Here is a 21665-nt window from a genome sequence, read left to right on the forward strand (position 1 = left end):
GCTTTGAAAGCACGTTTGAGCGCCAATGCGAAGAACAAGACAAGCACTTCCAAAACGCGGATGGTTCAGCGATCGACGGAGTTTTTTGATCCTCAGAACATCGTTTTGGCTCGAAGTGGCAACTTTCAAAATGCAGTCCTGTCGGAAGGTGTGGCAGCGGCAGTTGGCGCTTTTAGAAAGGCCGTCAGCAAGCGGCAATCGTCCGTCATTCTCAACTGGCCACGCCCACTTCCAGGCGTTTCGGCTCTGCATGGAATCGCGTTTCTTTGTGAACTGGCCGAAGGGCCGGAAATGTACCGAGGTCTCTCAACTATATTTTTTCCGGCAAGTGCGCGTACAGGCGCCAATCAGCGAGCGTTGCTCGTAGATCGCAGTTGGCTAATTGAAGTCAATCAACCTTGGCTGAATTCGTTCTATCCGAAGTTGAAAACTGAATCTGAAAGTGCAGAGAGGACCCAAGCTAGGTTCCATAAACTAGTCGCACGAGTACAAGATTTGAGAACCGAAGCTTTGTCGAATTTCAAGCGCGCGAAAGCCGTTGTCGATCGGACAATAGATCGTGAACACCCCACACTGTTTGAACTGACGCCACGAAGGTCACTCGACTCGTCCGGCACGCTCAAAAACCCTGAAGATTTCTTTCTTGAGCGCTCACGAAAACTATCCGAGTTGCTGACTCATAAGAAAAATGCAGCGGATCATCAAAGAGTTGAAGCTGTCGAGCCCAAGACCACTCCATGGCTTTTGTCCGTCATTCATGGCGCCAGCCCAATGCACGCTTGGACTACCTGCACGGCACCAAGTCATCGAAAACCTGACGTGGTGTTGATCGATCTTCAGTATCGCGCCCGCGCGCGTCTTGGAGAAAATTGGCGACGAGAACTCTCTGACATCGCTTCGCGCATGCGGCACGGAGACCCTGACCTTCCAATAGTCGCTGTCACTGACGATCCATTCGTCGCAGCTTTCGCAAAGTACGAACTGGCTGCGAAACAAAAAGGTAACAAGAAAAAACGACCGTTACCAGTGGTCTTGATCCGGCAAAATGCAACATCACTTCTGCAAAACAAAAAGGAGGACGGCAGATTCCTAGAAAGCAGCCCCGGCAGACTCGTTTTAGAAATTGATGTTTTTGCTAGTGACCTAGCGGCATTTGCTGCAAATGCTATGCAAGTCAGAAGGCATACAGCCAATTTAGCAGGCGGCAAAATCGCTAGGTGCATAGGGGTCTGCCTGTCGCGGATGCGCATGCTAGCGAATTCACCGGTGTCGCAAACCGGCGTAAACCAAGCATTTGACGATCCCGATGAGCGGCACCTGAACAATCGCTTGCTAGAATCTTTCAACATTGGTGCTTCGCTGGCAGAATTGCGGGAAATCGCTCCGAGGGCTGGCAATTTGGAATCAGAAATAATGGCCTTTGCCGAAGAAGCTCAGGAACTGGCTGTCGCATTTTCTTCGTCGGCCGAGATAACTACAAAGAAAATGCTGAGGTCCAGACTAGAAACGCTTCCAAAGCGAGGAACGCGTACTTTGGTGGTAGCATCCGGTGTATCCGCAGCGCAACTCCTCGAACGTTGGATCGAAAACGACCCTGACCTTCGCGATGTCACCGATCGACTAGGCGAAAAATTTGATATCGTGACTGCACGGGACTCGATCACAGAAGTAGAAATCGCAGCCACCTCCATGAGACCTTATGGACATGTTTTGCTGATTTCTCCACCTCCTCGCGAAGCGCTCGCCTTACTTTGCAATCCGTCTTGCCCCTCCAAAGTTGAACTTCTCGTGGACGCATCCAGTGCTAAATTCTTGGCCGATTATGGAGACGCACTCTTGAAGGCATGGCCGGAAAAAGAACCAGGATATGACCAGATATGCGATACGGTCACGAAAGTACGGTCAAGTCTAAAGACCAGCATTGCAGATCTCCCTGATTTGGAGCTTGGTGATCCATCGACATCAGGCTCTAAAATTATAGACATGACTGTCCAAACGCATGCATCAGAGGGGCGCGTCCTTAAGATAACTACAGTGGACGGAGATACCATCCACGCCAACCCTCAAACTGTCTTCGTCTCCCGAAAACAAGCAGATCTCGATAATTTTGAATACTTGCGTGGAGATAAGATCGTACCAGGTCGTGAAATCCTTGTACCAGGCACGCTTTTCCTTGAGGCTTTGCAGAGCGCGCACGAGTTTCGTGCTGCAGCTGCCCCGTTACTCGCAGACTATCATGCTGCTGTCCGAGATCGAGCTGACCAACTTACTGGTGGCAATCTTCGCAGCAAGGCACAGCAGGTTTTGATGGTGATGCATCATGCGGCCGTTGAACCACCAACGCTCGATAGTGTTCAGCGTTGGTTAGATGTGAGGCGCCAAGACGAAGTACCGGTAGAATTGCGCGCTCCACAGGCACCGAGACTGTTCAAGCACTTTCGAATGTTCTGCGACGCGCTTGGGATAGATGATACCTTGATCGAAATTTATTGGACATACGCCATAACAGCCACCCGAGGCGGCAGAATTAGATCAGGTCTGCAACTAAGAAAACTCTATGCTTCGGCACTCATTGATCCCGACGCAGTTTTGCGCGCCAACATTTCAGCACGCCCCCTCATTGAGAAGATTCGTGATTTGTCCGCTGAACATGTTAGCGAAGTTCTCCATATAGAGCGTATCGAAAGTGAGCGGCAATGAAACCTACATCTTTGAATTCAAAGGATATTCCGCGCCTCGAGGAGCTAAAGGAGGGTGTCTGCGACAGCATAATAAACCTGACTTTCAAGCGAGTCAGTGGTTTTGGACCTAGCGGTGCAGTGGTTTTTGGCCGCAAACCTAGTCGGCACTTCGTTTCGGGTTTTCTCCTTCCGGGTTTTGATCCAACCGGTGAAGATGACGAGACCAGTGACATCCGAATAAACACGCATGGACTGGATTTTGCTCTTTCCAAAGCTGATCACACACAATGCACTGTTTCTGGTACGCTTGCGGTTTATGTTCGTGGCCTTCCTGAATGGGAAGAGCTCACAGATAAACGCTACGGAATGACACCGATCTTCCAACCTACGGCTGAGCTAAGAAGGAAGCTTAAGTCGGCGGTCCGAAGCCGTCTCGAGGCATGGAGAAATGATCGCGGGCAAAGTGCCAGCTATCCCGAATATCTAAATGCTAAACAGGAGGCATATTCGGCAGAGTGCAGATTGGTGGGGCTTCCCGCACCAAATGTAAACTTAGAGGAAGTGGCACTCCAACCGAACGCTCAAGAAGTTAAAGAAGCGCTCAATGACAACGAGGCTGACGAAGCAGAAAATGCTGCCGAAGATGCGATATATGCTCAAGCCAATACGAGCATACCTGATCACCTAGCGGATCCGATGCCCCCACCTGACATATGGGTAAGAGTTCCGGTCGTGCTGGGTCCGTGGAATGTTGATCTGGCTGTCGACCTCAAGTCGCGCTCAGAAGAGCTTTCCCGCGAAATTGATCTTACGATCAAGAAATGTGTGTCTGATTGGCTCCAATCTGAAGACGGTCGGAACCGTGCTTTCCGAGGCAGGAAGATCGTACCGTCTGATTGTGTTTCAGCTCAAGCGTGGTCTATTTATCTTAAAGAATGCAGGAGTCAGGTCCCTCACATTGATCAACTTCTCCCAAACCCTTTCGGGTTGAAAGTCAATCTTCAATCTAGTTGCGACCGTCGTTCAAAAGATGCGTCCCTAATACGGATCGCGCTTGAGCATCACGGTCGTCGCTTGGCCAATTCTCAGCAGCCTTTTTTCGAACCGGCTTGTTTTCAGGTCGGCCTGGAAGTCAAGATAGCAAGCCTAGCAATTAAGCCCCTACCTCTTGATAGGGTGAAACCGAGCTATCGATATCGCCGCTACATGACTCAGGACGCTATGGGCGTGAACTGTGGTGTTGACACGCAGACATCGAATTCTGAGACGGTGCTAAGGACCAATTGGGCCCCGCGATACGTTCTCCCGCGTCAAGTTCCTCGATCAGATTCGCGGGTCCAACGTGATTACGCGACTCTCAGCGACCCGGCATTCGATGTTTCTAATTTGTCTGAATTGCCAAGTGAATATGAGACCTGGATAAAACGGCTTGGGAGCAGAATTGATCCATCCAGCGGCGTTGACGATGCGACGGAGGCGTTGATTGAGCGACAGAATTTCGAAGAAGACTGCAATGCCTACGAATTAGAACGGCGGGATATTGCCCGCGGTGTTGATGTCCTCGCTCGCTCCCAAGCAGCGTATCGAAGTTCAGCGGAGAGTCCGGCCGCTGCACCTTATCTGGCATGGGTAATGATGAACGAAACATTCCGAGACGCGGGAGGTGGTAAATTCCTTGAATGGCGGCTGTTCCAACTCGCGTTCATCATCGCTCAAATTCCCGGTTTTGCATCTCGGTTGCCAGATTACGAAGATGACTTTGATCCTGAGAGAGACGAAGAAACCGCTTCTTTACTCTACTTCGCGACAGGCGGTGGCAAATCGGAGGCATTTTTTGGTGCTTTGATTTACCTGTTGTTCTTGGATCGACTACGCGGAAAAACGTTTGGTGTTAGTGCTTTAGTTAGGTATCCGCTTCGATTGCTGACGGTCCAGCAGGCGCGGCGACTGTTCCGGCTGCTGGTTCGTGCCGAACTAATCCGCAAGGGGCACCAAGTCGGTGGTGCCCCTTTCCAGCTAGGTTTCTGGGTCGGTGCCAGCAATACACCGAACCGCTTGGACGACGGGCGTTTGAAAGCCGTACCTTTTGATGACGCAAAACCGCTCGTCAATGGTAGTCCAGAAGAGATTGCGTATCTCTCTGTCAGAAGAGCATTGAACAAAGTTCCATCCTGCCCACTCTGTGATCAAACGACGGAACTTCGCCGCCGTCGAAAAGAGGGCTCAAACGGTAACCATAGACTGGCATTGATGTGCTTGAACGCGGGGTGTCGTTGGAATGAAAACCATCCTCAAGATACGCTTGAACCACTACCGTTCTTGCTTGTCGACCAAGACATTTATGCGCGCGCTCCATCAGTTGTTTTGGGAACAATCGATAAGCTGGCGCTAATCGGTCAACACGACAGCACTATCTCAAAGGTTTTTGGAATGTTCGGCCTTGCTCGGTTGGTGCAGGATGATTTCGAGAGACTAGCGCCGCCTCGAGATGCGCGGAGCAACACTCCGCCGACAGGCTACACAGCTTTGGATCCGTTCTTTCCAGAAGGACATAAGCTGTTTTTTGACCCCCTTCCATCTCTTGTCATTCAAGATGAAGCGCATCTGCTAGAAGAAAGCCTCGGGGCTTTCGCCAGCCTTTTGAAACAAGTCTAGAACAAGTTTTTCAGCAGAATACTGACGTCTTTGGTGATCAAGCGGTGCGAAGGAAATCGGGAAAGGACGATATCGGTGCCATTCGTATGCCCAAGATTATCGCAGCTACTGCGACAGTTTCAGATCCGGCTCGACAGACTGAGGTTTTGTATCAACGAGAGTGTCAGCAATTTCCAAGACCTGGTCCAGATCTCTACGAGTCATTCTATTCGCACCCAAAGCGACCCGATGACAACACGCGTCTCGCACGCCTAGATCAGACCGGTGACGTCGAGACCTTTGCCCCATGGTCACGAGTCTATGCGTGTTTCATGACGAATGGTGGAACACACACAATCACTACTGTGAACATATTGGCGGCGCTCCATGCAACAATCACCTCTTTGTTAGTAGACCTATGGCAAGACACTGATCCAGTGCGCCAGACGCGGGCAGTCAATCGCCTAATTGACGGACTAACAGGAGTTGATGAAGACGAGATGTCCGATATGCGCGCTGAAGCACTTGCGTCAGCGCGAGACGCAAAACAGTTCTCGGCGATCGCAACTCTTGTTGACCTTCATCGCGTTGTCTTGACCTACGTTACAAACAAGAAGGGTGGGGATGTTGTACTCGACGCGCTACAGGATGTATCGCGCGAAACTCACCGGTATGACGGTCTCCCAGAAGACGAGCTCAAGCTTGATCTGATTTCCGGCGGTGTTGATATGGAAAACATCGAACGCGTTATGCGCGAGGCCGAGCGTGCGCAAACACAGGATGGAGAGTTTGTACCGCTTTCCGATGGTTTGCGGAATATCGTCGCTACATCCGCAATCTCGCATGGCGTTGATGTTGATCGATTTAACTCAATGGTGTTTGCTGGCATTCCCAGCAATATCGCCGAATATATCCAAGCTTCATCTCGGGTTGGTCGCGCACATGTTGGCTTCAGTCTCTTGGTGCCCACGCCGCAGTCACGGCGCGACCGATATGTCGTAGAAGTTCATCGTCCATTTCACCGGTTTCTGGAGCGAATGATATCTCCGCTAAGCGATTGATCGGTGGGCAGCCCATGCAATAAAGCGCGTGATGCCGAGCCTATTTCAGGCCTGGCTTGTAGGCTTCGTCGAACCGCGCCTCTTCAAAAACGCGTCTGATAAAGCACGGGCCCCGCAGATGTGGCGTCTCAATGATGTACGTAGATATTTAGAACCAGTCAAAAATCAGCATGTTTATCGTTCCAGTTTCATTGATTTTGCTATTGGCGCCACGGGCGTTGAGGGCCGTGGCCACCGAAAGATAGGTCAACCGTCGAACGCAGTGTACTACCGGAACTTGGTAACCGACGAAGCAAGCGCCATTTTTGACCTCTTCGTTGGACCGGAATCCGAACTTACAGTAAGTAAGCTCTCTGACTTCTGGCGTGGCAGTACTGATGCAAGCCCTCCTATGATGTCCTTGCGGGATGTTGAAGAAGCCGGGCAGATTTTTCCTGCAACAGCGACTGTTGGGCGAAAACGATCGGAATCTTACGAAGAGCAAGTTGAGCGCGCATTGCAGTTCTTGCGACAGCAGCGCGCAAGTGGATCAGAGCTCGACGATGAGACAGGCGGATAGTGCTATGGCAAAAACAACGATGCAACGATCGCAAACACAAATTGCGACGACTTATGCTCCCGATAAACACTTCACTTTTGAGGGTGGAATAGGAGCCTGTAGATCGGTCCCCATCACGCGATCCGATCCGAACATCAAGCCTGCGGAACGAAATCAAATTCGTGAGGGTATTCTTGAGTTCATCCAAAACTGGCATCGCCGCGGGATGATACGCCAAGATCCACCGGTCGCTCCTGAGCAAACACTCGAAGAGCAAGTGTTTCTCGATCGTGAGAGTCGTCCCGCATTCGAGCAATCGAAGTTTGAGTATTGTGCCCCGATCGCATGGCTTACGTCCCTGACCCGCTGATGCTGACATGCCGAAAATGTTCAGTGGTTCACGAAGCTAAGTTAACGGAACTCGCATATGACGGTGGCAACTTCAAGAACGTCAGTCGCTGCAAAGAAAATTCGTCCGGTCTTCATGAATGGCGACAGTTGGACGTGGTCTTTGCGCATTGGTCGGGCCGTGTCGATCCTTTGTCACCTTTCAGAAAAGATATCGACACTAAGAGTGGCAAGATGACAAATCAGTTTCCCGGTCGGTGTGACGCTGGCCAAGTTTGTGAGTTTAAGCTTCACAAGGGCCGGTCCGGCAAGTTTCGCGACTGGTATTTTTACTGTCATTGCGGTGAACGACGCGAACTTCGCCAGAAGGATGAAAACTCCCTACGGTGGCTATTAGATCGCTATACGACTGATCCAGGAGAGACACTCCGCGAAATCAATATGCTGCCAGTCTCATATCGCGCTAACAGTCTCTATTATGTCCAGTCGGAGCAAATGATCTCATATGAGACAACTCGGCATATAGATTTAATGGCAGACGACAAAATTGCTGATTTGATCTCGTCACTATTGGATCTTTATGAATACCCGTCGCATATCCCGGGCGATGACGCGATCATAAAAACGCTCCGCGCGGTCAACCAGCCAGGGGCTATGGAACTGGCCAATGGCCTCCAGGAAACACTCAAAGCACAAGCGACGTTGGAAGCCAGTGGGGTTCAAGATGCCGTTGAGATGTTGAAGCCAAAGCTCGACTCATACCGAGAACAGGCACAAGTGAAAGGCTGGATCGACGGAGGACCCGAAGCTCCTGAGTTGTTACTTAGACAGGTTCATGAAAGGTCGAGTTTTGCGAGAAAATTTGACCCCATAAGGCTTGGCCTCGAGCATCAAGCCTTGCGATAAGAGCAGATCGATACACCGGTATCAAATGATGCAATCCGGCCGGTGGTCGACTTGACAGCTCCGGACACAGACCTTCAACCACCGGGAGATAGTAATGCACGGCGTGCTTATCTCGATAGTGTGGTCGAACGAAAAGTTGCGCTTGGTATTTCTGATCTCAAACTGATCCGAAATCTGAAGATGTTACAGTATTCGTTCGGTTTCAGCCGCGTTTCCGCATCACCTACGACCCAACAAAAAGGTTTATCTATGCCGGTGCGCCTTTGCGGGTTCCCACGGATCGATGATCGCAAAAGGCCAATTTATGTTCTGCGGCAAAACAATGAAGCGATATACGTAAAGCTCGACGAAAACCGCGTCGTAAGCTGGTTGGAGGAGAATGGTCTAAAGGAAGCAATCGACGCCAAGCAGGGACAAAGCTTGGGCGGTCGCTTGATTGAGCTTTATAACGATTTTGGCCGCTTCGCTGAAGCTTATTCAGAAACATCTGGCCGCAGGGAAAGGGATGCGCCCGTCTTCGTGTTCGGTCTCCTACATACGCTATCACACCAGCTAATACATGCCTGTTCGAAGTTTAGTGGATTAGATCTTGGGTCCTTTGGAGAACGTATTTTTCCTGCTGACCTAGCCTTTGTGATTTATCGAAAGGGTATGACTCCGGATCTTGGAAATATTGCGGCGATGTGGCGCAACCATGGGTATGACTTACTAATGTCGCTAGATGATCCGCGAGCTCTGCGATGTGGCTCAGGCACTCTGTGTGACCATCGCGGCGGGGCATGTCCCGCTTGCATCATGATACCAGAAGTTAGCTGTGTGGCCGGTAACAACATCATCTCGCGAGCCTTTCTAGCTGGAGGTGAGGCCATGTCTTGGGACATGAATGAATCGCCGATTGCCGGTTACTTCAATTGAGTTCTCAAGCCGATATTCGCCGGGCCGCTGCGGCCTGCTTGCCATTCCGATTGGGAGCCATCAGAGCACTGGAAGGGCTTGCTCGCCACACTACACGATCGATTGACGTTGACTCACTTTTGGATCGTCTGGTTGGTTCAAATATGACCAGACTGGACAAGAGGCGATTTCGGTCGCTCTTGGAAGAGCATGGGATATTGAGACCGACAGTGGACGGAACAGAGGTACTGTGGACTGGCGAAAACGTATCTCAACTTCGGTGGACCTTGGAAGGAGCTATTCTTGGATTGGATTCCATCAGCACCTTTGATCGACCAGTCTCAGTTATTACACTGCCGAACGACGGGTACGACATATCAGAAAGCCTTGAACGCCGCGGCGTTGAGCGAGCAACTCTAGGTAGAACAATCGACGCATTTGCAGCGGTAGCCCGTGCTGCCACTGAAAAATTCATAGTTGCGACCCCATTCATTGATGCAGCCGGCGTGGATGTTTTCAATACTATTGCAGCCGCTGTCGACCCGTCAGTGAAGTCCTATTTGATCGTTAGAAAGTACGAAGACATCTTGCGCGCGGAGCAATCAGGAGGTGATCGAAAAGTCGCGCAGAACGTTTCCATAATGACCTACTATCGAGACCGACCGGGACGCTCACGGGAAACTTTCCACGGAAAATATTTTGTGGCAGATGAAAGCGTTGCCTACATTGGATCTGCTAATCTGCTTTATGCATCATTGGAGAGTACAGTTGAAACGGGTGTATTGCTGAGGGGCGTTGATGCTAAACCGCTATCAGTTTTCGCACAGGCTATGCTGGAGTCCTCAACGCTCGTTCGACTACCGGCTTGATCATACTTCAGGGTTGACGAAAGCTGTGTGATCGAGATGGGGCATGAGGACTCCTGTTGCGGTGTCCTGTCAGTCCATCACAGCATCTGAATTCATCGAAATCGGGGCTATTCAGCCGGTAACGATACGCATTATCGTTTCCCAAAACGAACCTTTGCCGTTTGGTGTCAGCCAGCCCTAAACTGCTACCGTAGTCGTGTTCTGGACATCATAAATGTTCTCAGAGAACGCTGAGGACAATCGGTGATCAAGAAGTGCAGTTATTATTTCAGAGCATGTTTCGGGCGTCGGAACAATCAGACCTTGATCGTCGAACTCGATTTGAAAGCCAAAGTGTATATAGTTATCACGAAGCCTTTGCATGAATGCCACATCTCTATAATGGCCTTTCTGTCGAATGGCTTGCGCGCGCCTTAACTGTATCTTGTTATTTCTAATGTGCTCGTCCAATGGGGCCACATCCGAGAATATTCCAGAGAACTCAGCCTCGGCTTTCAGGCTGTCGAAATCGGAGACATGCGCCGCTTTGTATCTCAGTATGGATTCAAATTGCTTCTTTCCATTTATCAGTAGTTGATCTCCTACTACGAAGAAGTTTACCCCATCGTGGATGTCAAATCGTGGCGTGTCATCAACGGTGAGTTCATGTTCGCGCATAATAAATGTGGAACGTAGCGATCTTCTGTGGCGACTTTTCCAAGATCTATCGGCTTGGCGTACCGCATAGATAACGCTTTCACCGTGCGTGGCTTTGATAGCGTAGAAGTTCGTGTTCACAAGATCACTTTCCGATCTTGCGCGTTTCGTTTCGACCTCTTCGCCTGATGAAAATATGACAATTCCAGCATGCGTCTCGTCTTTTTCGATCCGCAAAGCGCTTGCCTCATTGTTTTCAGCTAGAAGGCTGTACTCCATTGTTTCTTGTATGCGGTCGCGTTCGTTTGAGAACGCTGTTCTTAGGCGTTGATCAACCGCTTGATCAGTTTGCACCCAACGTCCTGTATAGCTTGGAAGTTCAACTGCTGATCCTCGCGGCCCTCTAAAAACCCACAATACGATATGGGCTTCTTCGATGTTGAACGCTCTTAAATCGTCTAATACTGCCATGCTCGCCCTTTCAATCAGCCGCCTTAACAATCATTACATCTTGGACCAGCACATGGATGTATTGTGTGTCCGAACTTAAAGGGCCCCTCGAAAGGGCGCGTCCCTGGTGAAGTTTGTCGCTACCGGGAAAGCTGAATGATATCTCGTGTAATCGCCAACCGAAGGCGATGAAAATAGGGTTGAGCAATAGCTGGCCGGAACGGTGCGTGATCCAAAACATCCACAGCAAGAAGACTATGAGACCAACGAATTTTCCGGCTTGCTGGTAGTCGAGACTCATGAACGATACCACGTAGGGTAGCGTGTAGCTCATCAACTCGGCTGGTATGTATTTGACCGCGCTGATATTTACGGGGTTCTTTGGTTTGGCGCTGGTTAAGGAGTACATCGCGACTGTAAAACAGGCAGCGGATAGAGCAAAAATTGGGAGAGAAAAGTATGGATTCTTAAGTTCAGGCATCCAACCACAGCTGCTCTTCCAAAACTCCCAACAACAGGGTTGATAGTTGCCGTAGTCAATATCCTGCACGAGCAAAATGATGCCCAGCGGCAAATAGGAGCCCAGGAACACGGCAAGGGATGCAAAAAATCGAAACTGCAAAATCTGTCCATTTTCTAGCGAACCAACAAAATCGGCTCCGCCTTGGTTAAGCAATCATACGCAGAAGCTGTACATGAAGTAGAGCTTATTTCGTCCGCAGAGAAATTCGCCCAGTTCATTTTCCTGCATATAGCAAGCCTGTTCGTCCAGGGTGCTGGGCCTTTTCGTTCTCACGCCACTGAAACGTGACCTCGATGGGGATAAGGTGCTTGTTCGCAATTCGAGAGACCTCTCGCCAAGCATCTTGAGCCGACTGCCCCTGAACCGAGATTCCAAGGTCAGCATGGTATCGGTATCCATCTTCCTCATATGCAGTGCACTTAGTTGGCACTTGCAACTCTCTAACGAGGTTCTGGCCCGAAATACCTTTGTTTGTGAGTGCACCAATGGCGGCAAGAAGTATACCTGCCCAGTTTGGCTTTTGAAGCGTATCTCCATCCACCTTCGCTGAAAGGACCTTGGTGAACGAAAGGCCGGGAGACTTGTCGAAAGTCATGTGATCGCCAGAGCCTTTCCGCTCACCTGGGCCAGGATCAATGTCGCGCTCAAGATCAAGCGTCTCCATTTTTTCCTGAACTAGTCGAACAATCGTTTCGGAAGGCGTTTCGGCTCCGATCCACGTTGAGATCGATTTCAGATCAACGAACGTAGCATCATTCAGTCTAATTACCGGCATCATCATTGTCTCCTTTGCGCAGCATTTCTGCATTCTAGGGATATGTAACATATTTATGTAGTAGAGTATAGGTAGATATGTAACATATTTGATATTCGGCAATGCAGGCCTATCTGCGCGCCGGAGCCCATCTTGACGCGATGCGCGTCTTCAAGCGGATCGCAACTGGCAAGGTCTGTGGATGCGAGACGACCGAGGTTCTCGACTGGCCCGAGGTGCGGCGTCTTTGGAATGAGCTTGGCCGCGACGTTTGAAGCTTAGAAGAACTGGTCGTTCTCTGGACGCTCGGGAATGCTAAGGTTGAGATCGAAAGAGGCATTATCGGCTCGCGGTTTGAAGGACCGCCGACCTGTTTAGGCTGAGGCAACGATAATGGCCCGTCCTTATCCTCTGAGGTGATTGTTCATACTCGGTCTGCAGTGGTCACAATGCGGAACGATGCAGCCATTGTAGAAATTGCAACGAATATCTGTTTTCAGTTCTACTCACGTAGATTGGAATAACTCCCGAGAAGCTTCACCGCATAAATCACGAGCCGCATCTGTGAAATTCGATTTAGATGCGCGTGCCGCTCCTCGGCTACCGCGAACACCACATTATACGAGGCATATTTTCGTAACGGATGCGGAATCAACTGTAGGGCCCGTTTTTCAAATTTCCAAAGTCGCTTACATAACCTCCCAGATAAAGCGCCCTCAGCCAGCATCTTTGACCTATAATATCGTTGTACACCCTGGCTGGCTGTTGCTGAAGGGTGATCGGGATGAACTGAACGAACCTCCTTTTGGAGCCGGTATGTCTTTCTGTGAGGCATGCGGGATTTCGAGGGGTAGTTTTCGGCAGAGAGTAGACTCAAGACGCGTCCAGCGTTTAAGTTTCGAGGATTACAACACAAGAGATTTTGGGGAACTCAATGAGTAGATTGGTCGAAACAGTGTCCGCTGGTGCAAAAACCGCCAGTCGGTCCAACCCGAAGGATGGTATTGAGCGGATTGCCAAATACATCCCCGCTGAAATACTGGCTTTTTATACGATGTGGACGCAGGCAGCCGCATTGCTTCCTATCAAGAGTGCTGACCCGGATGCCCCACCACCAGACTCTTTGGTGTTTCCGGAGGGAACGGTGACGATCGCCTGTCTTGTGGGGTTGGTGCTGGGTGCCATCCTGACCTACGCCTATTTTGATCGGTTCTTCCCAGAGGCCAAGCCTGAGTCCCGTCGATATCATCGTGTCATTTCACCGATCGCGTTCCTGATCTACGGATATACGATCTGGGGGGCGGTTGATCCAAGCTATTTTGTGCCAGGCATTGCCTTGATGGCGACCGCGGTCTTGACGCTGGGGACGTTTTTGGCCCAACCGGTCGCGAGCCCACCGCTGCGGCAGGGGGATAGCAAGATGCGTGCGCTTCGAGAATTCGTAGAGAACAGCGAGACGTGCATCTCCTTGGCTAAGGAGGTGTCAGAAATCCCTCTGATTCAGGGGGTGCATGTTGAACCACATCCATGGTTGTTGCGGTTCTGGGTTGCTGCCAGAAACGGAAAATACCCAAGAGATGACAATTCTTATCGCTTTGATGACATTGATATCTTTGACCCTACTGTTGATCCGGAGTTTGACTTTCATGACTTTGGACCGCGGTTGAAGGACTTCAGCGAGCGCCTGCCTTTGCTTGTGCGCATTCACTGCGCACCAGAACGGGTGTCTGGCGAGGTCGATGACATGAGGAACAGGGTTGGTGGGATCGCCAACCGCTTTTCGGACAGGGTGACGGTCGTGGTTGAGGACCGGGCAAGATGCGTTGCGGCGATCGCACCGGGAGATGAAGTCTCAGGCGATGGTCCCGGGACATTTGGTGGCACATTCAGCGATGGTACGGATGTTTATGGCATGACCTGCGCCCATGTCGTAGGAGCAGCGACATCTGCGATGGATGCCGGTGGCGTTCTCGTTGGCGGTGTCGCGCAGTCTTCGCCTCTGACGCCACTGCCCTCGGGCACGCTGTGCCAACCGGGAAGTCAGAACGGTAATGACATGGACGCGGCTTTGATCCGCCTTGGCCCCTCGCATATCCCCCCGGTTCAGGGACTGCAGGTCTCCCAGAGCTATGGGTCTGGACAACGTGTTGACATGGCTGGGGCCAAAAGCGGCGGACCTCATTCCTATCGATTTGGCAGTTTGGGCCTCACGCAGCTGGTCGATGTTGTCGATCCCGTCACTGGGCAAAGCCAACCGCATTGCTTTCAGAACCTGAGCAGCATTCGCTCAACATCTCTTTGGGGTGGTCGGTGGTCACCCATCGGGCATCGGGCCAGGCGCGGCGATTCCGGCGCGTTCATTTTGAACGTCACCGGGACACTATGGTATGGCATGCTCACCGCTGTTGACGGGACGGAAGGGTTCTTTCTGGATGCCAGCGATGTCTTATCCTGGGCGCAGGGCCATTCCGGTCTGAGTAATCTGCAGGTGCGATAAGGGTCTCTCATTCGCAGCTCAGATCAACGCAAGTGATCTTCGAGACCGCACTATCCGAATGACCGTTCCCAGCGTGGAAAGAGAGCCCGGATACTCAAGACAAATGGGGCGTTGGAGGTCGATGAAGACTTCACCTGCACGGATGAGTTCCATACTTGCGGAGTAATGTGCCTGTCACTGTACCCTTTATTGCCATAACGTCAGATCTGTGGATAACCCTACCAAAGGCGAGCGGCTTGCCGTCATAATTCGTACTGCTACTCGGGGTAAAACGTTGAGGTCCAACCCTCTGCACAAGTTGTGGATATGTTGCGATTAAGGGTACAGTGAAATCGGGATTAAGTGCCAAGTCACAATATCGTCCTTCAGTACTTGGAGAACCACATCGCCGATCCTACCGGCGTCAGCCGGTAGTGGTTCAGTGAGGCAGTCGTGTGGGTCAAGTTCCGAAGATGTCTATTTGTCGGCCCAGTTCATTTTGTAAATAGTCAAAAGCGTCTTTGAGACTGTGGACCAATATCCACCCATTGTCGCTTTTTGCTACGATGATCCCGGCGATTTGATCGTTGGAAAACACTAAGCCGCCAGAATCTCCTTTTTCAGCTGTTCCGCGACAGCTGATGAGATTTGAGATGCTGATTTTTGTGCCGTCTTGCGTGTCAATTTCGCCAATAGTGGATGCCTCAGACTCCACGCTCAATTCTTGCCTGCCACTTTTCATTGATTGTGCGACGAACTGTGATCCCATCGTTGTGCCTGTAAGATCGGCGTGACCGGTCATCGGGGTGTCGCTTCCTCAACCATTAGATCGGTAGCCTCGCCATTGTATATGTCTGCTTTTGTCAGAGCTATGTCGTAATCCAGTGTGTCATCCTGCAAGACGCTGGCCCACACTACCTCCGCCGTGAACTGGCAACTGGTGTTACCGCCGACGAAATCGCCCCCCATCCCATTTGGCTCTGTCAGGTCGCCCACAACGTGTGCGCAGGTCAAAGCATAGACGTCATCTGTTCCCGCCTTGTCGCGGAACATCAGCGCAACCGAACCTGAATAGGGCGACTGATTGATTTCATTTCCGGCCCGGCAGCACAGTTCAAGGTTTTGAAGCTCGATCACATCGGTTCGAATCTTTTCGCTGCGGTCAACCGTTCCGTCAGCGCTGCGACGAAACACAAAGGCGGGTAGAGAGCGCTTCAGATCCGTAAGTGCTTCTTTCTTCGTGACGAAAAACTGCAACGCATCCCCGTTTGCTACCTTTTGGCCATCGGAGAATTTGCTGCCGAAGCTAACGCCACAAACATTTGGCATCGATCCATAATTTGATTGAGCGGCGGCGACCTCTGGTTTCAAGGGAATTGTCCATCAAGCAAATAATCTAGTTGTTCTTATTCAGCCAAAAAAATGGTATTCGTCCAAGCATTAATTTTTGTATGTTGGAGAACTGTTGGATGAAGTTGAAAGTTTTTGCCGCCGCCATCTTGCCTTTCATTGCAAGCGCGGCGATAGCCGACGATCGTGACTGGTCAGGCTTAATCACTGCAATTGAAGAGAACACCGAGGACGCGTTAACCATTCCTCCCGCACCGGGAACGACGGTGATCTCTGGGTTTGATTGTCGAATTTCGGACAGTGACGTTGATGCGCTTGACGACGATCTCCTGCTGACAGCCAGCGAGTCTGACGATAGCATCGCTTTGCACGGACCCTGGGGATTGCCAACAACATCAGGAGACTACCCTCTCCTTGTGCACCGCGAATACCTGATCCTGCACGATGAGATCATGCGCCAGCCCGCGTTGGCACAGTATCGGTTGACCCGATCTGATGTCCGAAGAAGAACGCGCGAAACATGTTTTCGAGAAGATGAGCGTATTGCGGACGACAACCGTGGCACACTTGCAGATTACGATGAACCCATTTTCGAGCGTGGGCATCTGATCCCACGGGCCGATATGAACCGATCCCGGAATGTCATGATCAATACATTCCTGCTTTCAAACATCATGCCGCAGCAGCCCGACTTTAACGGCGGCGTATGGAAGACCCTCGAATCCCTTATTCGGACATGGGCGCGCAGTAAGGGCGACATCATTGTCGTGACAGGGCCGATCTATGACTTTGATGGCGATGGCGCGCGAGACAACGACGTGGATCGCGTCCGTCCGAACGACCGTGTCGGAATTCCAAGTCATTTCTTCAAAGTTGTGCTCCATGAACGACCTTCCGGTTTCATCGAGACGATTGCTGTGCGTCTACCGCACTCAGGGGCAGAGGTGCCCGAAGGTCTCGATTTTGATGAAGAGCTGGACATTATCGAGGATGCACTTGTCAGTATTGATGACATCGAAGCACAAACCGGGTTTGATCTGTTCCCTGATATGGAAGCAGCCAAGCAAAGAGCGGTTGAGCGTTCCATCGCGCCCGGTATCTGGCATGATGACTGAATTGGGAGCAGCAGTCACATGACATTGAGAGCACACATTTGCCGAAATATAGTTGTAATCCTGACTATTTGGTTGGGATTGGCGACACCTTCCTATGCTTTGGATACCTGCGATGGCAGGCCCTGCATCGCCATCGGCTCATACAACATCAAGCTGTTCGGTGGGGGCGGAAGTAGCGACAGCAATAGGGAAATCGACAAGGTAGTCGATCGCATCGCTCCTATGGATGTCGTCGTACTACAGGAAATTAACACAGGTACTGCGACTTGGCGCAATTTTCTCGCGGATTTGCAGGATATTGGTTTCGAAGTCGCGGTTGAAGGTAGTTTCGGGGGGCCAACCCGGGACGTCAGCAGTTTGTCGTAGTGCTCGTAAAATCTGGCAATGTACAGGTTGTTGCAGGTTCTGCAGCCGAACTACCAATCCCAACGACGAATCCACCGATCTGGAGCAGTTGCATCTACGACAGCCTCAGGCCGCCCGTTACCGTAAGGTTGGTTGCTTGGTTGTTTGATTTTCGTTTGGTAGGATTGCATTTCAAGTCACAAACTACAGTGTCTTCAGCGACCGGCGCAAACAAAGGTGTTTGCGACGATGATCTTCGACAGTGGCAATCCACATTGATGCTTGACGAGTTGAGACGTTTGACTGTGGCAGATAGTGACGATGACGTTGTGGTCGTTGGCGATTTCAATTCCCCTCTTTCCGCCGAGGAGTTCTATCCAATCCGCTCAAATGGTCTCGTGAGTATGATTCCGGACCAGTGCGATGCTTCTACGCAGCACGGATGTAGTCACCTGGTCTCATCATCTCGATTTGAACCGAAAGTTCTTGATCACATCGTTGTCCCCTCCGACATGGTGGAGGCAGTCGCTGAAAGCGGGCAAATCGGACGACTGGGAACCAGTGTTTCTAATTATCGACGGACGCAATCTGACCACCTCGAAGTTTGGAGTCACTTCTATGTTGATCGCGACGACGATTGAAGCAACCTGATCAGTCGGGCACAATTTTATTACAGGGATTTCCGACTATGACAATTTATCAAGAGCTTTGGGATCTGGATCTGAAGAACAACGGGTGCACAGTCAGTGCCCGAAAATCAACAGGAGAATGGGTGGATCCTGATGCCGATATCCTTGTGGATGAACAGGTAGAAACCACGAAGCCTGATCTTGCCCCAGACCCGCTCTTTGCTCATGTAAACCCCGACAAGATTTCAGGGCACACGTATCAAGCGTTTATCCGTTTGTTGGACAATTACATTGTGAACGTGAGCCTGACTGAGGACCATCTTGGCGATAATGTCGTCGAAGATACAGAAATTGCCAATTTCATGGATGTTATTTTGGATACGGTTGTCATGCAACGTACCCTTACCTACCTGCGCGATGACTTGGGTGCGATTGCAGATCGTGATGATTTACGAATGCAAATGATGCGCATGTGGTTCCAACTCTATACCAACTGGTACAACCCGGAAAAACCGGTCTCAAGCGCCTCCGGCTTTGAACATGTGATGGTTGGCGAAGGACATGCAAAAGGCAAGGGCATTGGTGGCTATCACTCGTGGACCAAATTCTATCTGGACGAAAAGAGCGGACGTGTCGACTTTCGTGGCTTTAACTACGACGGCATGGCAGATCGCACGTCGACCGCCGGAAAACGGTTTCCCCATGTCGCCACTGTAAGCATGACCTGGGACCAAAAGGATGTTCATGGTGACGTCGTTGACACTCTCGTCAAAGACCGAGGTGGATTTTTTGTTGGCCCAAGTCCCGAATTGCAGATCGCGCTCGGAACTATCGCTCTTTTCCAAAGCCTCGCAGGCGGCCATTTCGTCAAAAACAATGAAAATGCACAAACCATTGAGCTGAACGGAGCGCGCTATAATCTGATAATGTATCGGAATACGGTGCAGCCACCTCCGGACAACGCGCGGGGCGACATGGTCCGGTCCTTCTATCCGGTTTTCTTGTCACCACTGCAAAGTAGCGACACCGATGTCGTGATTGAGCCCTCAGGTGAAATTGAAGTGGTCAATGACGGTGTCATTCGCATCATGCGAGCATTGCCAAATCCCGAAGGAGAAGACGCGGGCAATGAATGGGTCACATTAGAAAATACCAGCAACGAAATTATCTCGCTGGCGGGTTGGAGCCTTGCAGATAAGCTTGATCGTCGCTTTCCTCTCAACGGACCAATTGAACCGGGAAAATCGCGCAAATTCACGGTCACGCGTGACACCCCAAACTCCATGCAGATGGGCAACAAAGGTGGTCTGATTGCCGTATACAATGCCGAGGACGCAGTGGTTGCACGGGTAGGGTATCACTCAGTGCCCTCCGGGCTTTTGTTGCACTTTGTCACAGAATAGATGTGGTGTTGCACAGCAATTGGTCGGGAGTCAGACCGTCATATCTGTGGGTAAGCCTTCTCGATGTAGGTGCTTACGGTTACCAATTTCCCTATTGGTCAGTGGGGAGTGATGAGGTCTGACGCGCGACACGGTTTGTGGATGTATTGTAAATAGGAGTACAAAAGTGCCCTAAAACGCGCTGAATCGGCAGATTCTGATAAACTAAGGTCCGGTGACACGGGCCGCAATCACCACGGCGTGGAGCCCTCTACACCTATGTGAAAACGGAGAAGTTTCTGGTAGCGTTTGATCTGAAGTCGTTGCGGGATCTGCCAAATGTGGAGCAACTTGAGGACGCCGGTTTGTGATAGCTGCTTAAGCCTTAGAAAACCGAGGATATTGAATGGTACAAGAAAAGCATCCAAGATTTTGATATCTGAGTAAGAAGTAGCAAAAAAGCAGTATGTGAATTGCAGATGGATAACGATGGCGGATCACGAATAACCTTAACGGCTATCGTTGGCTTCGTTCTTAGTATCTCGTCCGGACTAACGATTGCTTGGCTCATTGATCTGCTGCCGATCTATGACCAGGAGGCCAAGGAAACAGGATTTACAGTCTGGCATAATTGCCCAATCCCAATAACCTTCGCCGTGACCTTCTATCCCGACTACAATGAATTTGACCGTGAAGATGTCGACGGTATTGACTCACTGATAAACATACATGTCCAGGCAACGGATGCGCCTGACGATGACGAGGCGCTGGCAAACGCGGGATGTAACTTTGAATTCTGGACCGACCACGAAGTGCTCAATTTCCAGATTAATCATAGAGACGGCCAGTCGACGCGGGATATTCAATATCTTGATTTTCGTGCTCGTGTTGCATCCAGTGGGGATCAATATGTTATCGAACCAGATCCGGTGAAGTTTGCCGGTTCATTGTGGATGCACGTTCCCGATTTGACTCAGCGTTTGAGCTATACAGACCGCAAAATTTCAACTTACTGGGCTGTCTTCAACAGTTCGTATGAAAACCGTGCAGACCCCAGCGACATACGTACCGCGACAACAGGAATTGTGCTTCCGTTTGAAAATGAGGCTAAGCGTCTTTTTCCAAGAACCATGAGCCTCGACAGTGAAGGGCTCGAAATATACCGATCGCCGGAAAGAAAGTTTGAAGGCCACCTTACACAAAACTTCCGAACTTCAGCTCAATTTAGCCATCCAAGAACTGATAAGGTGTCACAAGCTCTACTGATCGCAGCATCGACGCTCTTTGGTGCCGGTATCTCAGCTATGCTAGAAGCTTTTCTAGCAAGTGGGATCTTACGTCTTCATCGGCAAACAGCGCAGCGGGTTGAAAAAGCTAGACCAACTGCTCGACCACGTCTCAAGCCGAGCCGACTGCGTCGTTCTTACCGTTCAAAGCGGAGCCGTTCCCGCAATGAATAGGTAGCATTCACCTTTGCTGTCCGAATAGGCGCGGAGCGTGTGATGGCCAACGCCACGCTCATCGCGGACTGGCTGGACACCGCAACAGGAGTCCATCATGCCCCGTCTCAATCACACCGCCTTCGTCCATGCCTGCCCATCAGGGCTTCTCTTTGGGCCAAAATCCAGCCCGAATTGCGGTAATGCTTGCGGAGATTGTCTCTCTTGGGCGGCGTCGACCTAAGTCGATCTGTACTTGATGAAGCACGTTCCATCGGCGATGCTCTAAAGATTGATGAAGTAACGATAACTAGGAATTATTGTCACTTCACGGCCTGACTGGACCGAACGTGCATATTTGGGCATCTTGAAGAACAAGCTGAGAACATTCTGGGTTCGCCGACCTTCACAGCGCCGTAGATGAACTGGTAAGATGCGGACTTTGCGGTAGTTCGTTTTTCCATATTTGCTTACGCAGCATTCTTTTGCAGGTGCGGCGTGGTGGCCGCTGCCTCGCACCTGCTGTCACCAGACCGGTCGTTCAAAGATAAGACAAAACCCGGATCCCAAAAATCCCTTTTGCCCTGACCTTTATCAATCACTGGGGCGCCGAAACGTCGCGCATCGTGAATTGG

Annotated in this window: 20 protein-coding genes and 1 pseudogene; 16 read left to right on the forward strand and 5 right to left on the reverse strand. The window is 50.8% G+C overall.

What is annotated here, in order from left to right:
* Positions 1 to 3 precede the first annotated feature (3 nt).
* The 8 genes from QTO30_RS20410 to QTO30_RS20445 all read left to right on the forward strand — a co-directional run bounded on the left by QTO30_RS20410 (position 4) and on the right by QTO30_RS20445 (position 9931).
* The gene (locus QTO30_RS20410; RefSeq protein ID WP_340426003.1) at positions 4 to 2700 is read left to right on the forward strand and encodes a hypothetical protein; all 2697 of its coding nucleotides are present in this window, start codon (positions 4 to 6) and stop codon (positions 2698 to 2700) included.
* On the forward strand, positions 2697 to 5336 hold the full coding sequence (locus tag QTO30_RS20415; protein ID WP_340426004.1) for a hypothetical protein: 2640 nt from the start codon (positions 2697 to 2699) through the stop codon (positions 5334 to 5336). The genes QTO30_RS20410 and QTO30_RS20415 overlap by 4 nt, the downstream gene beginning before the upstream one ends.
* Before the next feature lie 311 nt (positions 5337 to 5647).
* On the forward strand, positions 5648 to 6376 hold the full coding sequence (locus tag QTO30_RS20420) for a helicase C-terminal domain-containing protein (protein WP_340426005.1): 729 nt from the start codon (positions 5648 to 5650) through the stop codon (positions 6374 to 6376).
* Positions 6377 to 6494: 118 nt separating this feature from the next.
* Positions 6495 to 6935 carry a hypothetical protein gene (locus tag QTO30_RS20425; RefSeq protein WP_340426006.1) on the forward strand — a complete coding sequence of 147 codons (441 nt, stop codon included), beginning with the start codon at positions 6495 to 6497 and terminating at the stop codon, positions 6933 to 6935.
* A gap of 4 nt (positions 6936 to 6939) precedes the next feature.
* Positions 6940 to 7284, forward strand: coding sequence for a hypothetical protein (locus QTO30_RS20430; RefSeq protein ID WP_340426007.1), 345 nt, complete (start codon positions 6940 to 6942; stop codon positions 7282 to 7284).
* Complete coding sequence (locus QTO30_RS20435) at positions 7260 to 8168, forward strand: hypothetical protein (protein WP_340426008.1); 909 nt, start codon at positions 7260 to 7262, stop codon at positions 8166 to 8168. Before QTO30_RS20430 ends, QTO30_RS20435 begins: the two co-directional genes overlap by 25 nt.
* Positions 8169 to 8219: 51 nt before the next feature.
* Positions 8220 to 9083, forward strand: a complete 864-nt coding sequence (locus tag QTO30_RS20440; protein ID WP_340426009.1) for a hypothetical protein — start codon at positions 8220 to 8222, stop codon at positions 9081 to 9083.
* A gap of 209 nt (positions 9084 to 9292) precedes the next feature.
* Positions 9293 to 9931, forward strand: coding sequence for a phospholipase D-like domain-containing protein (locus QTO30_RS20445; RefSeq protein WP_340426010.1), 639 nt, complete (start codon positions 9293 to 9295; stop codon positions 9929 to 9931).
* A 177-nt stretch (positions 9932 to 10108) separates the two neighbouring features.
* On the opposite strand, the gene QTO30_RS20450 is transcribed toward QTO30_RS20445, so the two are convergent.
* The 3 genes from QTO30_RS20450 to QTO30_RS20460 form a co-directional block, all read right to left on the reverse strand.
* A complete protein-coding gene (locus QTO30_RS20450) occupies positions 10109 to 11038 on the reverse strand; it encodes a Kiwa anti-phage protein KwaB-like domain-containing protein (protein ID WP_340426011.1) in 930 nt (309 codons plus the stop codon).
* A gap of 10 nt (positions 11039 to 11048) precedes the next feature.
* Positions 11049 to 11693, reverse strand: a complete 645-nt coding sequence (locus QTO30_RS20455) for a hypothetical protein (protein ID WP_340426012.1) — start codon at positions 11691 to 11693, stop codon at positions 11049 to 11051.
* Positions 11694 to 11754: 61 nt separating this feature from the next.
* Positions 11755 to 12321, reverse strand: coding sequence for a T4SS efffector SepA family protein (locus QTO30_RS20460; RefSeq protein WP_340426013.1), 567 nt, complete (start codon positions 12319 to 12321; stop codon positions 11755 to 11757).
* A gap of 95 nt (positions 12322 to 12416) precedes the next feature.
* Here QTO30_RS20460 and QTO30_RS20465 point away from each other — a divergent pair, with 95 nt between their 5' ends.
* Both QTO30_RS20465 and QTO30_RS20470 read left to right on the forward strand, forming a co-directional pair.
* Positions 12417 to 12569 carry a hypothetical protein gene (locus QTO30_RS20465; protein WP_340426014.1) on the forward strand — a complete coding sequence of 51 codons (153 nt, stop codon included), beginning with the start codon at positions 12417 to 12419 and terminating at the stop codon, positions 12567 to 12569.
* Between the two features lie 659 nt (positions 12570 to 13228).
* Complete coding sequence (locus QTO30_RS20470) at positions 13229 to 14791, forward strand: hypothetical protein (protein WP_340426015.1); 1563 nt, start codon at positions 13229 to 13231, stop codon at positions 14789 to 14791.
* Between the two features lie 439 nt (positions 14792 to 15230).
* On the opposite strand, the gene QTO30_RS20475 is transcribed toward QTO30_RS20470, so the two are convergent.
* On the reverse strand, positions 15231 to 15572 hold the full coding sequence (locus tag QTO30_RS20475; protein WP_340426016.1) for a hypothetical protein: 342 nt from the start codon (positions 15570 to 15572) through the stop codon (positions 15231 to 15233).
* Positions 15569 to 16141: a hypothetical protein gene (locus tag QTO30_RS20480; protein ID WP_340426017.1), complete on the reverse strand. Its 573-nt coding sequence runs from the start codon at positions 16139 to 16141 to the stop codon at positions 15569 to 15571. Before QTO30_RS20480 ends, QTO30_RS20475 begins: the two co-directional genes overlap by 4 nt.
* Before the next feature lie 98 nt (positions 16142 to 16239).
* On the opposite strand from QTO30_RS20480, the gene QTO30_RS20485 reads away from it, so the two are divergent.
* The 6 genes and pseudogenes from QTO30_RS20485 to QTO30_RS20510 all read left to right on the forward strand — a co-directional run bounded on the left by QTO30_RS20485 (position 16240) and on the right by QTO30_RS20510 (position 21051).
* Positions 16240 to 17235 carry a DNA/RNA non-specific endonuclease gene (locus tag QTO30_RS20485; RefSeq protein WP_340426018.1) on the forward strand — a complete coding sequence of 332 codons (996 nt, stop codon included), beginning with the start codon at positions 16240 to 16242 and terminating at the stop codon, positions 17233 to 17235.
* An 18-nt stretch (positions 17236 to 17253) separates the two neighbouring features.
* Positions 17254 to 17601, forward strand: coding sequence for a hypothetical protein (locus QTO30_RS20490; protein WP_340426019.1), 348 nt, complete (start codon positions 17254 to 17256; stop codon positions 17599 to 17601).
* 140 nt (positions 17602 to 17741) lie between these two features.
* Positions 17742 to 18221, forward strand: coding sequence for an endonuclease/exonuclease/phosphatase family protein (locus tag QTO30_RS20495; RefSeq protein WP_340426020.1), 480 nt, complete (start codon positions 17742 to 17744; stop codon positions 18219 to 18221).
* Positions 18218 to 19612 (forward strand): lamin tail domain-containing protein, encoded by a 1395-nt coding sequence (locus QTO30_RS20500; RefSeq protein WP_340426021.1) that lies wholly within the window; start codon positions 18218 to 18220, stop codon positions 19610 to 19612. The genes QTO30_RS20495 and QTO30_RS20500 overlap by 4 nt, the downstream gene beginning before the upstream one ends.
* Before the next feature lie 221 nt (positions 19613 to 19833).
* Positions 19834 to 19962: pseudogene (locus QTO30_RS20505) on the forward strand (SMC-Scp complex subunit ScpB); the annotation flags it as partial.
* Between the two features lie 108 nt (positions 19963 to 20070).
* Positions 20071 to 21051, forward strand: a complete 981-nt coding sequence (locus QTO30_RS20510; RefSeq protein WP_340426022.1) for a hypothetical protein — start codon at positions 20071 to 20073, stop codon at positions 21049 to 21051.
* Positions 21052 to 21665 lie beyond the last annotated feature (614 nt).

Origin of the sequence: Yoonia sp. GPGPB17 (assembly GCF_037892195.1) — a bacterium.
Taxonomy (GTDB): Bacteria; Pseudomonadota; Alphaproteobacteria; order Rhodobacterales; family Rhodobacteraceae; genus Yoonia.

Coding starts and splice junctions, on each gene's coding strand:
- QTO30_RS20415 (WP_340426004.1), top strand. CDS start 2,697: ATGAAACCTACATCTTTGAATTCAAAGGATATTCCGCGCCTCGAGGAG.
- QTO30_RS20420 (WP_340426005.1), top strand. CDS start 5,648: ATGACGAATGGTGGAACACACACAATCACTACTGTGAACATATTGGCG.
- QTO30_RS20425 (WP_340426006.1), top strand. CDS start 6,495: ATGTGGCGTCTCAATGATGTACGTAGATATTTAGAACCAGTCAAAAAT.
- QTO30_RS20430 (WP_340426007.1), top strand. CDS start 6,940: ATGGCAAAAACAACGATGCAACGATCGCAAACACAAATTGCGACGACT.
- QTO30_RS20435 (WP_340426008.1), top strand. CDS start 7,260: ATGGCTTACGTCCCTGACCCGCTGATGCTGACATGCCGAAAATGTTCA.
- QTO30_RS20450 (WP_340426011.1), bottom strand. CDS start 11,038: ATGGCAGTATTAGACGATTTAAGAGCGTTCAACATCGAAGAAGCCCAT.
- QTO30_RS20460 (WP_340426013.1), bottom strand. CDS start 12,321: ATGATGATGCCGGTAATTAGACTGAATGATGCTACGTTCGTTGATCTG.
- QTO30_RS20465 (WP_340426014.1), top strand. CDS start 12,417: ATGCAGGCCTATCTGCGCGCCGGAGCCCATCTTGACGCGATGCGCGTC.
- QTO30_RS20470 (WP_340426015.1), top strand. CDS start 13,229: ATGAGTAGATTGGTCGAAACAGTGTCCGCTGGTGCAAAAACCGCCAGT.
- QTO30_RS20475 (WP_340426016.1), bottom strand. CDS start 15,572: ATGACCGGTCACGCCGATCTTACAGGCACAACGATGGGATCACAGTTC.
- QTO30_RS20485 (WP_340426018.1), top strand. CDS start 16,240: ATGAAGTTGAAAGTTTTTGCCGCCGCCATCTTGCCTTTCATTGCAAGC.
- QTO30_RS20490 (WP_340426019.1), top strand. CDS start 17,254: ATGACATTGAGAGCACACATTTGCCGAAATATAGTTGTAATCCTGACT.
- QTO30_RS20510 (WP_340426022.1), top strand. CDS start 20,071: ATGGATAACGATGGCGGATCACGAATAACCTTAACGGCTATCGTTGGC.